The organism is Streptomyces sp. NPDC044002, from assembly GCF_056434525.1.
Genome location: NZ_JBWKEZ010000003.1, coordinates 43,459 through 57,180, shown reverse-complemented (window position 1 = coordinate 57,180; position 13,722 = coordinate 43,459). Strand labels below are relative to the sequence as shown.

Genomic DNA, 13,722 nt, shown 5'->3' with positions numbered 1-13,722 from the left:
GCAGGCGGAACCGCACGCGGGCGCGCCGGGGCACCGGAGGGGGCTCCGGGGCCGGCGCTGTCGCGTCGGGAAGGGTTCCGCTCTGGTCGGGTCGTGGTCGGCACGGCGCCGGAGCGGCGTGGACCGGTGCCGCAGCGGGCTGCTCGCTGGATCAGCGGACGGACTGGCCTTGCGGGGAGAGCGCGGCGCCGCGTACGTGACGGCCGGTGCGACCCAGGTCATGGGCCGCCCGGCCGTCCGGTACGCAGATGGCACCTGCGGAATGTAGCAGTCAGATAAGCCAGCATGTAAGCGGGGAACGCTGCCTTCTCCTGGCAAATGCGGTACTCGCAAGTAGCTCAGGAGGGTGGGGCGGGGGCGCCGTTCAGCGGCCGCTCCCCCGCACCTGCGCACCGTCCAGGCCCGGCCGGATCAGGACCTTGATGTGTTCCTCGGGCCGCCGCAGGGAGGCGAAGGCCGCCTCCAGGGCGCCGAACCCGGCCTCGCCGGTGACGAGGGCGCCCGGGTCGAGGCGGCCGTCGGCCAGCCGGGCCAGGGTGGCGCCGAACTCCCGCGGCGGGTAGGTCAGGCACATGCGGATGGTGACGTCCTTGTAGATGCCGACCACCGGCCGGATCACGTCCTCGGTCATCACCCCGCCGATCTGCAGGATCTCCGTTCCGCGCGGCACGGTGTGCAGCAGCCGGTCCAGCATGCCGGGCACGCCCACGCAGTTGACCACCACCATGGGGCGCGGGCGGGGCCCGGCCAGTTCGGCGCAGCGCCGTACGGGGTCCTCTCCCCCGGCGGGGTCCACCACCGCGTGCGCTCCGAGCCGGGCGGCGGCGGCGCGGCGCAGCGCCGAGGGGTCGGAGGCGACGACCGGGCCGGCTCCGCGTTCCAGCAGGGCGGCGACCGCGCCGAGGCCGACGGGCCCGCAGCCGGCGACCACGGCGGGGGTGCCCGGGCCGGCCGCGCTGCGGGCGATGTTGCCGAAGCCGACGGCCAGCGGCTCGGTCAGGGCCGCCAGGGCCAGGTCCAGCGACTCCGGGACGGGCAGCAGGGCCTGCGCCTGTACGACGATCCGCTCGCCGAATCCGCCGGGGAAGGCGTTGCTGTAGCCGACGGTGCGCACCACGCCGGCGGGGTCGACGGCCCAGGGCAGGCCGACCACTCCGGTGCCGGGTTCGGGCCCGCTCGCGCCGGGGCCGTAGCCGAGGACCCGGCCGGCGAACTCGTGGCCCATCACCAGCGGGCGGGCCGGGTCGAAGAGGAAGCTGGTGGTGCCGCTGTCGCGGGAGGCGCGCAGGAAGTCGGCGGTGTGCGCGACGGCGCTGAGGTCGGAGCCGCAGATGCCGCAGGCCGCGGTCTCGACCAGGGCCTGTCCCGGTCCGGGCACCGGGTCGGGGTGCTCGGCCACGGCGAAACGGCCGTCCGCCCACACCGCCGCCCTCAACGGACCTCTCCCTTGCAGGCGATGGCCTGCGCGGTGGCCTGCCGCAGTGCCGCGGTGAAGCCGGCGCTGTTGCGGGCGGCCCAGTCGAGGCTGGCCGTGCGCGCGTCGGTGGTGCCGGTGAGGCGGGGGACGACCCGTTCGGCGAAGAGTTCCAGGCTGCGCAGGGCGGCGGCGGGCTCGGCGATGTCCGGCTGGAGGATCAGGAAGGTGCCGAACCCGCCGGTCTTCGCGGCGAGTTGCCGGATGCGTTCGACGGCGTCGTCGGCGGTGCCGATGACGGCGCGGCCGAAGGTGGGCAGCCCCTCCTCGGTCCAGCGGCGCACGGCGCCGGCGGGGGTGGCGCAGCCGTCGAGCCGGGCGCCGCCGAGCGCCTCGATGTACGCGACCAGGTCCGGGGTGCCGAACTCGGCCTGGCGCAGGGCCTCTTCCCGGGTCTCGGCGAGGTGGACGGGGGTGACCAGGCGCCAGCCCGCCCGGTCGGCGGTGCGGCCGCTCTCGGCGCAGGCCCGTTCGTGCGCGGCCCAGTTGGTGTCGAGGGTGGCGAACCCGGCGGGGTCGGCGGCGGCCAGGGATAGCATCCCGGCGCCGTGCCGCCCGGCGAGGAGGGCGCCGGTCGGGGAGACGGCGGAGGCGACGGCCACCTCCAGCTCCCGGCCCCGGTAGGGCCCGAGCTGGAGCCGGGCCTCGCGCAGGGTGAACCAGTCGGTGGCGGCGGTGACGGTCTCGCCGCGCAGCAGCCGGGTGACGGCGTCCAGGGAGTCGGCCGTCATGGCGCGGGACTCCAGCGGGTCGACGCCCGTCATGTGGGCGTCGGAGGGCAGCTGTCCCGGGCCGACCCCGAGCATGGCGCGGCCGCGCGACTGCTGGTCCAGCTGGCAGATGCGGTCGGCGAGGATCAGGGGCTGGTGGTACGGAAGGGAGTTGACGCCGGTGCCGAGCCTGATCCGGGAGGTGCGTTCGGCGGCGGCCGCCAGGAACAGCTCCGGCGAGGCGATGATCTCGTACCCGGCGGAGTGGTGCTCCCCCGCCCACACCTCCTCGTAACCGAGCCGGTCCAGCTCGACGACGAGGTCGAGGTCGCGGCGCAGCTGGAGGGCGGGGTCGCGGTCGGGCCGGTGGTAGGGGGCGAGGAACACCCCGAAGCGGGAGGGCAGGTACGGCTGCGGCATGTGCGGTGCCCCTTCGGACGGCGCGGACGGCCGTCCGACCCAACACCGCGCGCGCCGCCCCCGCAACGGAAGCGGTGCAGTCCTCCCGCTCAGTGGGATTTCCGGGTGGGGCCCGGGTGTCAGGGCCGGGCCAGGACTCCGATCATCGCCTCGGCCGTCGCCGCCATCGCCGTGCGGGCGGCGGTGAGGTAGGGGCGGGGGTCGGCCGGGGTGAGGTGGGTGCGGATGGCGTCGGTCATGGCCAGGTTGAGGGCGGTGCCGATGTTGACCTTGCGGATGCCGCCGGCCACTGCCGCCGCGAGTTCCCGGTCGGGCAGTCCGGAGGAGCCGTGCAGGACCAGCGGTACGTCCAGGGTCTTGGCGAGGCGGGCCAGCAGGGCGTGGTCGAGGGAGGCGGTCCGGGTGGTCATGGCGTGGCTGCTGCCGACGGCCACGGCCAGGGCGTCGACCCCGGAGTCGGCGACGAACCGCCGCGCCTCGTCCGGGTCGGTGCGGGCGCCCGGTGCGTGCGGATCGAGGGGCGCGGCCCCGTTCTTGCCGCCGACCTCGCCCAGTTCCGCCTCGATCCACAGGCCGTTGGCGTGGGCCCAGTCGGCGGCGGACCGGGTGGACTCCAGGTTCTCGGCGTAGGGCAGGTGGGCGGCGTCGTACATCACCGATCCGAAGCCGGCGTCGGCTGCCTGCCGCAGCAGGTCGGGGCTCTTGACGTGGTCGAGGTGGAGCCCGACGGGCACCCGGGCGGCCTCCGCGCAGGCGGCGGCGGCCCGGGCGATGGGCAGCAGGGCTCCGCGGCGGAATTTCACGGCGTTCTCGCTGAGTTGCAGGATGACGGGCAGGCCGGCCCGTTCGGCGCCCTCGACGACGGCCTCGGCGTGCTCCAGGGTGATGATGTTGAAGGCGGCGACGGCGCCGCCGGCCGCGGCCGCCTCTGCGACGAGGGTCCCGGCGGGGGCGAGGCTCATCGGACCGCCCCCTCGCCCGCGGTGAGGATCACCGAGCGGGTGAGGTTGCGGGGGGCGTCGGGGTCCAGTCCCCGGTGCGCGGCGACGGCGACGGCGAGGCGCTGCACCCGGACCAGCTCGGCGAGCGGGTCGAGTTCCCCGTCCACCCATTCGGCGCCGGTGCGCAGGACCTGCTCGGCGATGCCGTCGGGGGTGCCGCCCAGCGACCAGGTGACGGAGCCGGGCCCGGTGACGCTGACGGGGCCGTGGCGGTACTCCATCGCGGGGTAGGCCTCGGCCCACGACAGGGAGGCCTCGCGCATCTTCAGGGCGGCCTCGTGGGCCAGGCCGACGCTCCAGCCCCGCCCGAGGAAGGTGAACTGGCCTCGGGCCTCCAGCCCGTTCGGCAGCGGCAGGTCGAGGGCGGTGCGGGCGTCGGCGACCACGCCCGGGGTGTGCCCGCCTAGGTGGGCCCGCAGCAGGGTGAGGGCGGTGGTGGCGAAGCGGGTCTGGACGACGGACCGCTCGTCGGCGAAGTCCAGTACGACGAGGTCGTCCGCGAGGGTCGCGACCGGGGTGTCCGGGTCCCCGATGACGGCGGTGGTCGGGATCCCGGCCTCGCGCAGTCCGGCCAGCAGGTCCAGCACCTCGGTGGTGGTCCCGGACCGGGTGAGGGCGACGACCCTGTCGTAGCGGCGGTGGCGGGGGAACTCGGAGGCGGGGAAGGCGTCGGTCTCCCCGTGCCCGGCCTCCTCGCGCAGGGCGGCGGCGGCCTGTGCCATGTAGTACGAGGTCCCGCAGCCGATGACCGCGGTACGCTCGCCGGCCCCCGGCAGCACCGCCCGGTGGGCCGGGGCCAGTTCGGCGGCCCGTTCCCAGCTGTCGGGCTGGGTGGCCAACTCGTACGCGACGTGACTCATGCGGGCTCCTTGCGCGTGTGATGCGTACGTCGGCTGCGAACCGACCGGACTTCCCTGCGTGTTCCTGCAAGGTAGCGGGCCGTTTCGCGCAACTTCAAGCATCTACGGGGTGATCCGCTGGGTTAATCTCGACGGCGGGGCCCGGCGGTATGCCGGGGGACGACAGGGAGGGGCGCCATGACCCGCGAGGAACGCTGGCGGAGACTGCTGGACCTGCTGGTGGAGCGGGACGGACTGGAGGTGGAGGCCGCCGCCGAGGCGCTCGGCGTGTCCGCGGCGACCATCCGCCGCGACCTCGACCAGCTCGCCGAGCAGCAGCTGCTGGTCCGCACGCGCGGCGGGGCGGTGCCGCACGGGGTCTCGTACGAACTCCCCCTGCGCTACCGCACCTCCCGCCGGGCCGCCGAGAAGCGCCGGATCAGCGAGGCGGTCGCGGCGCTCATCGCGCCGGGCGAGGTGGTCGGCCTGACGGGCGGCACCACCACGACGGAGGTCGCCCGCGCCCTCGCGGCCCGCCCCGACCTCTGCGCGCCGGCGGGCGGCTCGCCCGCGCTCACGGTGGTCACCAACGCCCTCAACATCGCGGGCGAGTTGGTGATCCGGCCGCAGTTCAAGATCGTCCTGACGGGCGGAGTGGCCCGCCCCCAGTCGTACGAACTGACCGGCCCGCTGGCGCAGCAGACGCTGAGCCGGCTTTCGATGGACACCGCCGTGCTCGGCGTGGACGCCTTCGACCCCGCCGACGGCGCGGCGACCCGGCACGAGGACGAGGCCGCCGTCAACGCCCTGCTGTGCGAGCGGGCCCGCCGCCTCGTCGTCGCGGCGGACTCCACGAAGCTGGGCGTCCGCGCCTTCGCCCGCATCTGCGCCACCTCCGCCGTGGACGTCCTGGTGACGGACACCGCCCTGACGGACGCCGCCGCCCGGCCCTTCCGGGACGCGGGCGTGGAGGTCGTACGCGTCTGACCCGGCTCGGGAGGGGCGCCCAGCCCTTCGCCTGGCTTTCGCCTGGCCCTTCGGCTAACCCTTCGCCTGGCCCTCCGTCTTCGCGAACCCCGCCAGCTGTTCGCGCGGGTCGAAGGTAACCCGGATCCGGGCGATCCTCCCGTCCTCCACGTGCATCCAGTTCGCCGTGGGGGCCGGCGGCGCGATGCTGCTGCACAGCTCGAACCAGGTGATCACCTCGGCACCCTCCGCCACCCGGGCCTTCACGTCGATCCGCTCCAGCACCCGGCCCATCCGCCTCAGTCCGGCCAGCGCCTCGTCCGCCCCCGACGCCTTGCCCAGCGTCCCGACGAAGTCGACATCATCGGCCAGCAGCCCCCGCAGGGTCTCGAAGTCGCCCGCCTCCCAGGCGGTGAAGTAGGTCTCGGCAAGCTCTCGCGCGGTCTTCGTCGTCGTCATGCCCCCATCCTTCCGCCGGGCTCCTCCATCCGTCCAACAGATGGTTCCGATGGGAACTATCATCACTGGATATGGAGATGCATCAGCTGCGCTACTTCGCCGCCGTCGTGGACGAGGGCACCTTCACCGGTGCCGCCCAGCGCCTGCACGTCAGCCAGTCGGGCATCAGCACCCAGGTGGCGAAGCTGGAGCGCGAGCTGGGGCAGCAGCTGCTCGACCGCGGCGGACGCCGGGTGGCCCTCACCTCGGCCGGCGAAGCCGTCCTCCCCCTGGCGAAGAACGCCCTCGCCACCCTCGACGCCATCCGGCACACCGCCGCCGAGTTCGCCGAAGCCGTCCGCGGCCGGGTCCGGCTCGGCATGATCGCGGGCTGCTCGATCGCGCCCTTCCTGGACACCGTCGCCGACCTGGGCCGCACCCACCCCGGCATCGAGCTCAGCCTGCACGAGGACCACTCGGACGCCCTCCAGTCCCAGGTCCTGGCCGGCGCCCTCGACCTCGCCCTGATCGGCTACGCGGGCGAGGCCGCCCCGGGCCTGGAGGCGGACGTCGTCATCGACGAGCCCCTCGCCGCCGTCGTGCCCGCCGGGCACCCGCTCGACCGGCCGGCACTGCGGCTCGCCGGCCTCGGGGACGAGAAGGTCCTGTGCCTGTCCCGGGGCACCGGCATCCGCGCCGCCTACGAGGACTCCTGCCGCCGGCTCGGCCTGGACCCCCGCGTGGACCTCGACGCCAGCTCCCCCGCCGCCCTGCTCCGCCTCGCCGAGCGCGGCGCGGGCGTCGCCGTCCTCAGCGCCTCCTCCGCGCAGGGCTCCGGCCTGCGGACGGTCCCGCTCACCGACGCCGCCACGCACGCCCGGCTCGGCCTCGTCACCCGCCCCGACCAGCACTCCCCGGCCGTACGGCTCCTGCGCACCGGCCTCCTCGCGGCGCTGCGCGCCTGAACCCCGGCCGGCCGCTCGCGCGGGGCGGTCGGGGTCGGGGCCGGGGTCGGGGACCGGTCAGATCGTGACCGGGCCCTTGGCCGTGGCGAACTCGACCGCGACCAGGCCCGGTTCCTCGTCCTCGACCCAGGTGACGTCGATCTGGTCGAGCGGGTGGTCGGCCGGTTCGCCGAGGAATTCGGCGATGGAGGCGGCGTCGCCCGCGAGGGAGACCCCGTGGATGCTGGTGGGGGTGCGCGGGTCGGCGCTCGGGCGTTCCTCGGCGGGGACCAGCCACTGGAGGAAGTACGGCAGTTGCGGGTCCTCCATCAGCTCCAGCAGGCCGATCTGCTTCCACCTCAGGTCGAACCCGTCGGGGCGGACGCGGTGGCCCTCGGCCGAAGTGCGGCCGAGGCGGGCCTCGACCGGGGCGATGTCGTCGACGGAGACCACCCAGCCGAGCCAGCCGCCACCCTCGGCGGCGCGGCGCGCGACCGCCCGGCCGAAGGGTGCACGGTCGGCGGCGGGGTGGTCGAGCGTGGTGACGACCTCGACGTAGGTGCCGCCGCTCAGCGGGAGGATGAAGTTGCGGGTGCCGAACCGCGGGTGCACGCCCCCGTCGACGAACCCGGCACCGAGGGCCGACCCGATCCACTGAACGGTCGAGACGAAGCTGTCGCGGGCCACCGCATAGGACACGTGATCAAGTCGCACCGCGCCATCCTCCCCCGACGACCGGTACGGATCCCGACGCCACGCCCGCCGCCCCGGCCGCGGCCGCCGCGGATTCAGCCGTGGAGCGGATCGCCGGGCCGGGCGGACGCCCCCTGGCGCAGACGGGCGGCGATCGTGCGGGCGCAGGCCATGGACTCGGTGTGCGTGGTGTCGACCTCCAGGTCGTAGGTGACGCCCACGTGGACCACGGCCGCCTGAGAGGCGGCCATGCCCGGGATGCGGTCGCCGCGGGCGATCTCCCGGCCCACGGCGGCCCCGGGGTCGCACCGGACGGCGACCCACAGCACGTCCAGGCCGTCCAGGGCCCGCTGCCAGCGCTTCTGGGACTCGGCCCCGCCGAGGAACACGTCGTCGACGACGATCCGGGCGCCGGCCCGGGCCATCGCCGCGATGCCCTCCATCCAGGCCGCCTCCAGCTCCCTGAAGTCCGCCCCGACGTCCACGCCGCCGTCCTCGGCGAAGACGATCCCCCCGTCCGAACCCCGCATCCTCGCGGGAAGGGAGTCGACGAAGGAGTCGCATCCGTACGCCAGCCACGGCTCGGGCAGTTCGGCCTGGAGGCAGCGCACGATCCCGGACTTCCCCGAGCTGGACGCGCCGTTGAGAACGATCATCCGAATGGTCACCGCGCCACCGTAGGGCGGCCGCCCGCCGCTTGGCCAGGGGGTTTCGGCCGGGCGTCCTCAGTGCGCCGGGACCCGCTGGGCCTCACGGGCCAGGGCCGCCAGGACCGGGGCGATCAGCGGGTGGGACTCGGCGCCGCGGCGGGTGGCGGCGAAGACCCGGCGGGTGGCGGCCGGGCCCGCGACCGGGCGTACCCGGGCCTCCTTGAGGTCCATGCCGCGCAGCGCCGAACGCGGCACCAGCGCCACCCCCGCGCCCGCGCCGACCAGGGCGGTCACCGCGCGGAAGTCGTCGGAGGAGTGCACGAAGCGCGGCTGGAACCCGGCCAGTTCGCACGCCAGCAGGGTCACGTCGTAGCAGGGGTTGCCCGGGTACTGGCCGACCCAGTCCGAGTCGGAGAGGTCCGCCAGCGCCACGGCGGGCAGGTCGGCGAGCGGGTGCCCGGCGGGCAGCACCGCGTCGAAGGGCTCCGCGTACAGCGGGAGAACCGACAGCCTGCCGTCGTCGGCGCCGGGCGCGCCCCGGTACTCCACCGCGAGGGCCAGGTCGGCCTCCCCGTCGAGCAGCAGCGGCAGGCTCTGGTCGCCCTCCGCGTCCCGGACCCGGAGCCGGATGCCCGGGTGTTCCAGGGCGAGGCGGGCGATGGCGGGGGCCAGCACCTCGGCGATGCCGGTGGCGAAGGCCGCCACCGTGACCTCGCCCGCGGAACCGCCCGCGTAGGCGGCGAGTTCCGCCTCGGCGCGCTCCAGCTGGGCCAGCACCTCGTGGGCGTGGCCCAGCAGGATCTCCCCGGCCGCGGTGAGCCGTACGCCCCGGCCGCTGCGGGTCAGCAGCGCGTGGCCGGTCTCCTGTTCCAGCGCGGCGAGCTGCTGGGAGACGGCGGAGGGGGTGAGGTACAGCGCTGCGGCCGCGGCGGTCACCGTACGGTGGTCCGCCACGGCCCGCAGGATGCGCAGCCGGCGGGGGTCGATCACACCCCCATGATGTCAGCCCTGAGCAGCGGAAAGCGCCGCGCGGGCGTCCACGAAGGCGGCCACCGCGCGCTCCACGTCGGCCGTCGAGTGGGCCGCCGAGAGCTGGACGCGGATGCGGGCCGCGCCGAGCGGGACGACCGGGTACGAGAAGCCGATCACGTACACGCCGCGCTCCAGCAGCAGCTCCGCCATCCGGCCCGCCTCGGCGGCGTCGCCGATCATCACGGGGGCGATGGCGTGGTCGCCGGGCAGGATCTCGAAGCCGGCCTCGGTCATCTTCGTGCGGAACAGCTTGGTGTTGTCCGCGAGGCGCTCGCGCAGGTCGCCGGCGGACTCCAGCAGGTCGAGGACCTTGAGGGAGGCGGCGGCGATGACCGGGGCGAGGGAGTTGGAGAACAGGTACGGGCGCGAGCGCTGGCGCAGCAGCTCGACGATCTCGGCGCGGGCGGCGACGTAGCCGCCGGAGGCGCCGCCGAGGGCCTTGCCGAGGGTGCCGGTGATGATGTCGACGCGGTCCATGACCCCGTGCAGCTCGGGGGTGCCGCGGCCGCCGGGGCCGACGAAGCCGACGGCGTGCGAGTCGTCGACCATGACCATGGCGTCGTAGCGGTCGGCGAGGTCGCAGATCTCCTGGAGCGGGGCGACGTAGCCGTCCATGGAGAAGACGCCGTCGGTGACGATGAGCTTGCGGCGGGCGCCGCCCTCGGAGGCCTCCTTGAGGCGGGCCTCCAGCTCGGCCATGTCGCGGTTGGCGTAGCGGAAGCGGCGGGCCTTGGAGAGGCGGATGCCGTCGATGATCGAGGCGTGGTTGAGGGCGTCGGAGATCACCGCGTCCTCGGCGCCGAGCAGGGTCTCGAAGACGCCGCCGTTGGCGTCGAAGCAGGAGGAGTAGAGGATCGTGTCCTCCTGGCCGAGGAAGGCCGACAGGCGGGCCTCCAGCTCCTTGTGCACCTCCTGGGTGCCGCAGATGAAGCGGACCGAGGCCATGCCGTAGCCCCAGCGGTCGAGGGCGTCCTTGGCGGCGGCGACCACCTCGGGGTGGTCGGCCAGCCCGAGGTAGTTGTTGGCGCAGAAGTTCAGCACCTCGCCGGGGGCGCCGCCCGCGGTGACGGCGACGGCGGCGTTCTGCGGGGTGCCGATGACGCGCTCGGGCTTGTGCAGGCCCGCGGCGCGGATCTCGTCGAGGGTGGTGCGGAGGTCTTCGCGTACGGACTCGAACATGGGCTTCGGTTTCTCCTTGTGCGGGTCGCCGTCCGGCGGACGGGGAGGAGGGGGCCGGGTGCCGCCCGGCGGGGCGGGAGTGGTCTGAGGGGGGCCGGGCCCCGCGGAGGGGGGAGGGTGTGCGGGGCCCGGCCCGGAGGGAGATGGTCTTGTGGTTGCGGCGGCCGGCCGGTCGGCTCCCGCCAGGGACGACGTTGGCGACTCCCGACCCCTGCGGCGGCGGGCTCGGGCCGTACGCGGCCGCCCCGCGCCGTCGGCCCGCGGACGGCTCCGCCGTCGGACCTCCGGCCCGGAGTCCCGGCCCGGGGCCGAGGCCCTGTCCCGGAGTCCCGACCGGGACACCCGGAACAGGACCCTGACCGTTTCCGGCCCATGCCCCGGGCCGAGGCCCGTGTGCGGGGGTCCGGGGCGGCCGCCGCCCGGGACCCGGGTCCGGGTCAAGGTCAGGGGCCCGGCCGGGCTGCCGCCGGAGGGCTACGCGGTCCAGTCGAGGATGATCTTGCCGCTGCGGGCGGTCGCGGCCTCGTCGAAGGCGGCCTGGAAGTCGCGGTGCGAGTAGCGGCCGGTGATGACCGGGGACAGGTCGAGCCCGCCCTCCAGCAGCACCGTCATCGCGTACCAGGTCTCGAACATCTCACGCCCGTAGATCCCCTTGATGGTGATCATCGAGGTGACGACCTTCGCCCAGTCCACCGGGAACTCCTGGGCCGGCAGGCCGAGCATCGCGATCCTGCCGCCGTGCGTCATGTTGTCGATCATGTCGCGCATCGCCTCCGCGCGGCCCGACATCTCCAGGCCGATGTCGAAGCCCTCGCGCAGCCCCAGCCGGGTCTGCGCCTCGGCGATGGAGGACTCGGCGACGTTCACCGCGAGCGTGGCGCCGGCCTTGCGGGCGATCTCCAGCCGCTCGGGGCTGACGTCGGTGATGACCACGTTCCGCGCGCCGGCGTGCTTGGCGACGGCCGCCGCCATGATGCCGATCGGGCCGGCCCCCGTGATCAGCACGTCCTCGCCGACCAGCGGGAAGGACAGCGCGGTGTGCACGGCGTTGCCGAAGGGGTCGAAGATGGCCGCCACGTCGAGGTCCACGGCGGTCCGGTGCACCCACACGTTCTGCGCGGGCAGGACCACGTACTCGGCGAAGGCGCCGTCACGGCCGACCCCGAGCCCGATCGTGGAGCGGCACAGGTGGCGGCGGCCGGCCAGGCAGTTGCGGCACTTCCCGCACACCAGGTGGCCCTCGCCGCTGACCAGGGCGCCGGTCTCGATGTCGCGGACGTCCGCGCCGACCGCCGCGACCTCGCCGACGAACTCGTGGCCGAGCACGAGCGGGGTCTTGACGGCGCCCTGCGCCCAGCCGTCCCAGGCGCGGATGTGCAGGTCGGTGCCGCAGATACCGGTCCGCAGCACCTTGATCAGCACGTCGCCGGGGCCGTACTCGGGCTCGGGGACGTCCATGAGCCACAGCCCGGGCTCGGCCTTGTGCTTGACGAGTGCCTTCATGGCGGTGGCTCCAGGCGTGCGAAGGGTGTTGCCGCTCCCGCTGTGACGCGGGTGGCGTTGGTGACGGGCACCAATCTGCCGATCGTCGCGGTGATCAGTCCATCGAGACTTTCTTAAGCGGGTCGACAGCGCAGCTTCACGCCTATGCTCCTCCCTGGACGGGGATGGGGCCCGGGGGCGGAAGCCGCGCTATGGTCCCTCACCGGGGAAAAGGGGAGGTGAGGGGCGTGCCGAGTCTGCGCAGCAGGGCGCTTTCGGCCGCACTGGTGGCGACGGGGCGGCGAAGACGCTTCGCGACCGCGGAGGCGGTCCGGGCGGCCGTGGCCCAGGCGGCCCGCAGGCCCGCTTCGCATCTGCCGCCGCGCTCGCTGGGGCGGGTCGCGGAGCTGTCGCGGACCTTCGTCGGGGCCTGGCCGGTGTACGACGCCTCGCCGCGCGGGCAGGAGCCCGTGGCGCGGGTGCTGTACGTGCACGGCGGGGCGTACATCGACGAGCTGGTCCGGCCGCACTGGTCGCTGATCCGGACCCTGGTGACCCGGGCCCGGGCCCGGGTGGTCGTCCCGGCGTACGTGCTCGCCCCGCGCGGCACCGCCGACCGGAACGTCCCGGTGGCCGCCGATCTGCTGAGCGGTCTCATCGAGAGCGGCGGCGCCGGCGGGACGGTGCTGATCGGGGACTCCGCGGGCGCCGGGCTGGCGCTGGCCGCCGCGCAGCGGCTGCGGGAGCGGACCGGGGCGCAGCCGTCGCGGATCGTGCTGATCTCCCCCTGGCTCGACCTGAGCATGAGCCACCCCGGCCAGGCCGCGCTGGAGGCGGCCGATCCGGTGCTGGCCCGGGCGGGACTGGCCGAGGCGGGGCGGCTGTACGCGGGGACCCTCGCGTCGGACGACCCCCGGGTGAGCCCGCTGCACGGCTCCTTCGAGGGGCTGGCGCCGCTGACGGTGTTCACCGGGACCCGGGACGTGCTGGCCACCGACAGCCACGAGCTGCGGCGGCGGGCCGCCGCGGCCGGGGCGCGGGTGGAGTGGCACGAGGAGCCGGGCATGCCGCACGGGTACCCGTTGCTGCCGGTCCCGGAGGGGCGGGCGGCCAGGGAGAGGATCGTCGAGCTCATCGGGGAGACCGCCGAGCAGGACTGATCCGGGGGCCGCCGCCTACGCGGTGCACGTCATCAGCGAGCTGACCGGCCAGGCCCGGTACGCCGTCCAGTACGCCTCGTCGCGCGCGGCGTCGGCGGGCGGGGTGCGGGAGGGCTGCCAGCCGACGGTGCTGAAGCCGGCGTCGACGGCGGCTTCGGCGAAGTCGGCGTGCGCCCATTCGCGGTACTCGAAGTGCTGCGGGGGCTCGGTCAGGAACTGCGCCTTCAGCAGCGGGGCGTCGCCCTCCGGCAGCCGGTCGAGGATGCGCATCCCGTACGGGGACCAGTCCACGCGCGGGTACGCGCCCGGGTTGCGGACGAGCGACAGCAGCCGCCCGCCGGGGCGCAGGTTGGCGCGGATGCCGCGGAACATGGCGTGCAGGGCCGCCCGGTCGGGGGCGTGGCTGAACAGGTAGACGGCGGTGGCCAGGTCGAAGGGGCCGAGCTGCGGCATGTCGGCGGCGTCCGCGACCACGTACTCGACGGTGGCGGAGGACGGCGCGGACGCCCGGGCCCGGCGGACCCGGTCCGGGCAGTTGTCGACGCCGACGGTGCGCCGGGCGCCGCCGCTCGCCAGCAGTGCGGCGGTTCCGCCGTGCCCGCAGGCCACGTCGAGGGTGTCGAGGTCGCGGACCCCGCCGAGGGCGTCGAGGGCGGTGCGCAGGGTGAAGGCGTCGGCCGCCGTGAACGCCGCGCGGGGTGCCGGGTGCGTGTCGTCGTACTGGTGTCGCATGC

14 protein-coding genes are annotated in these 13,722 nt (G+C 75.0%); 3 read left to right on the top strand and 11 right to left on the bottom strand.

Annotated elements, in window-relative coordinates:
- Positions 1–364: 364 nt before the first annotated feature.
- The 4 genes from AC07A6_RS03345 to AC07A6_RS03330 form a co-directional block, all read right to left on the bottom strand.
- Complete coding sequence (locus AC07A6_RS03345) at positions 365–1,435, bottom strand: zinc-binding dehydrogenase (RefSeq protein ID WP_478775881.1); 1,071 nt, start codon at positions 1,433–1,435, stop codon at positions 365–367.
- Positions 1,432–2,604, bottom strand: coding sequence for an LLM class flavin-dependent oxidoreductase (locus tag AC07A6_RS03340; protein WP_478775880.1), 1,173 nt, complete (start codon positions 2,602–2,604; stop codon positions 1,432–1,434). Before AC07A6_RS03340 ends, AC07A6_RS03345 begins: the two co-directional genes overlap by 4 nt.
- Before the next feature lie 119 nt (positions 2,605–2,723).
- Positions 2,724–3,566, bottom strand: a complete 843-nt coding sequence (locus AC07A6_RS03335; RefSeq protein ID WP_362464662.1) for a class II fructose-bisphosphate aldolase — start codon at positions 3,564–3,566, stop codon at positions 2,724–2,726.
- On the bottom strand, positions 3,563–4,465 hold the full coding sequence (locus AC07A6_RS03330; protein ID WP_478775879.1) for an SIS domain-containing protein: 903 nt from the start codon (positions 4,463–4,465) through the stop codon (positions 3,563–3,565). The genes AC07A6_RS03335 and AC07A6_RS03330 overlap by 4 nt, the downstream gene beginning before the upstream one ends.
- Before the next feature lie 177 nt (positions 4,466–4,642).
- On the opposite strand from AC07A6_RS03330, the gene AC07A6_RS03325 reads away from it, so the two are divergent.
- Complete coding sequence (locus tag AC07A6_RS03325) at positions 4,643–5,431, top strand: DeoR/GlpR family DNA-binding transcription regulator (protein WP_478775878.1); 789 nt, start codon at positions 4,643–4,645, stop codon at positions 5,429–5,431.
- Positions 5,432–5,485: 54 nt separating this feature from the next.
- Here AC07A6_RS03325 and AC07A6_RS03320 read toward each other — a convergent pair whose 3' ends face one another.
- The gene (locus AC07A6_RS03320) at positions 5,486–5,869 is read right to left on the bottom strand and encodes a nuclear transport factor 2 family protein (protein ID WP_362464671.1); all 384 of its coding nucleotides are present in this window, start codon (positions 5,867–5,869) and stop codon (positions 5,486–5,488) included.
- Positions 5,870–5,940: 71 nt separating this feature from the next.
- Between AC07A6_RS03320 and AC07A6_RS03315 the strand changes: the two genes are divergently transcribed.
- On the top strand, positions 5,941–6,813 hold the full coding sequence (locus tag AC07A6_RS03315) for a LysR family transcriptional regulator (RefSeq protein WP_478775877.1): 873 nt from the start codon (positions 5,941–5,943) through the stop codon (positions 6,811–6,813).
- Positions 6,814–6,870: 57 nt separating this feature from the next.
- On the opposite strand, the gene AC07A6_RS03310 is transcribed toward AC07A6_RS03315, so the two are convergent.
- From AC07A6_RS03310 to tdh, 5 genes are all read right to left on the bottom strand, one after another.
- Positions 6,871–7,506, bottom strand: coding sequence for a VOC family protein (locus tag AC07A6_RS03310; RefSeq protein ID WP_362464677.1), 636 nt, complete (start codon positions 7,504–7,506; stop codon positions 6,871–6,873).
- Positions 7,507–7,580: 74 nt separating this feature from the next.
- Positions 7,581–8,141, bottom strand: a complete 561-nt coding sequence (cpt, locus tag AC07A6_RS03305; RefSeq protein WP_362464723.1) for a chloramphenicol phosphotransferase CPT — start codon at positions 8,139–8,141, stop codon at positions 7,581–7,583.
- Between the two features lie 69 nt (positions 8,142–8,210).
- A complete protein-coding gene (locus tag AC07A6_RS03300; protein ID WP_478775876.1) occupies positions 8,211–9,125 on the bottom strand; it encodes a LysR family transcriptional regulator in 915 nt (304 codons plus the stop codon).
- A 12-nt stretch (positions 9,126–9,137) separates the two neighbouring features.
- Entirely contained in the window at positions 9,138–10,346 is a 1,209-nt protein-coding gene (locus tag AC07A6_RS03295) for a glycine C-acetyltransferase (RefSeq protein WP_362464683.1), read from the bottom strand.
- 474 nt (positions 10,347–10,820) lie between these two features.
- The gene (tdh, locus tag AC07A6_RS03290; RefSeq protein ID WP_362464686.1) at positions 10,821–11,849 is read right to left on the bottom strand and encodes an L-threonine 3-dehydrogenase; all 1,029 of its coding nucleotides are present in this window, start codon (positions 11,847–11,849) and stop codon (positions 10,821–10,823) included.
- 227 nt (positions 11,850–12,076) lie between these two features.
- Between tdh and AC07A6_RS03285 the strand changes: the two genes are divergently transcribed.
- Positions 12,077–12,988: an alpha/beta hydrolase gene (locus AC07A6_RS03285; protein WP_362464688.1), complete on the top strand. Its 912-nt coding sequence runs from the start codon at positions 12,077–12,079 to the stop codon at positions 12,986–12,988.
- Positions 12,989–13,003: 15 nt separating this feature from the next.
- Here AC07A6_RS03285 and AC07A6_RS03280 read toward each other — a convergent pair whose 3' ends face one another.
- Positions 13,004–13,720, bottom strand: coding sequence for a class I SAM-dependent methyltransferase (locus AC07A6_RS03280; RefSeq protein WP_478775875.1), 717 nt, complete (start codon positions 13,718–13,720; stop codon positions 13,004–13,006).
- Between the last annotated feature and the right edge of the window lie 2 nt (positions 13,721–13,722).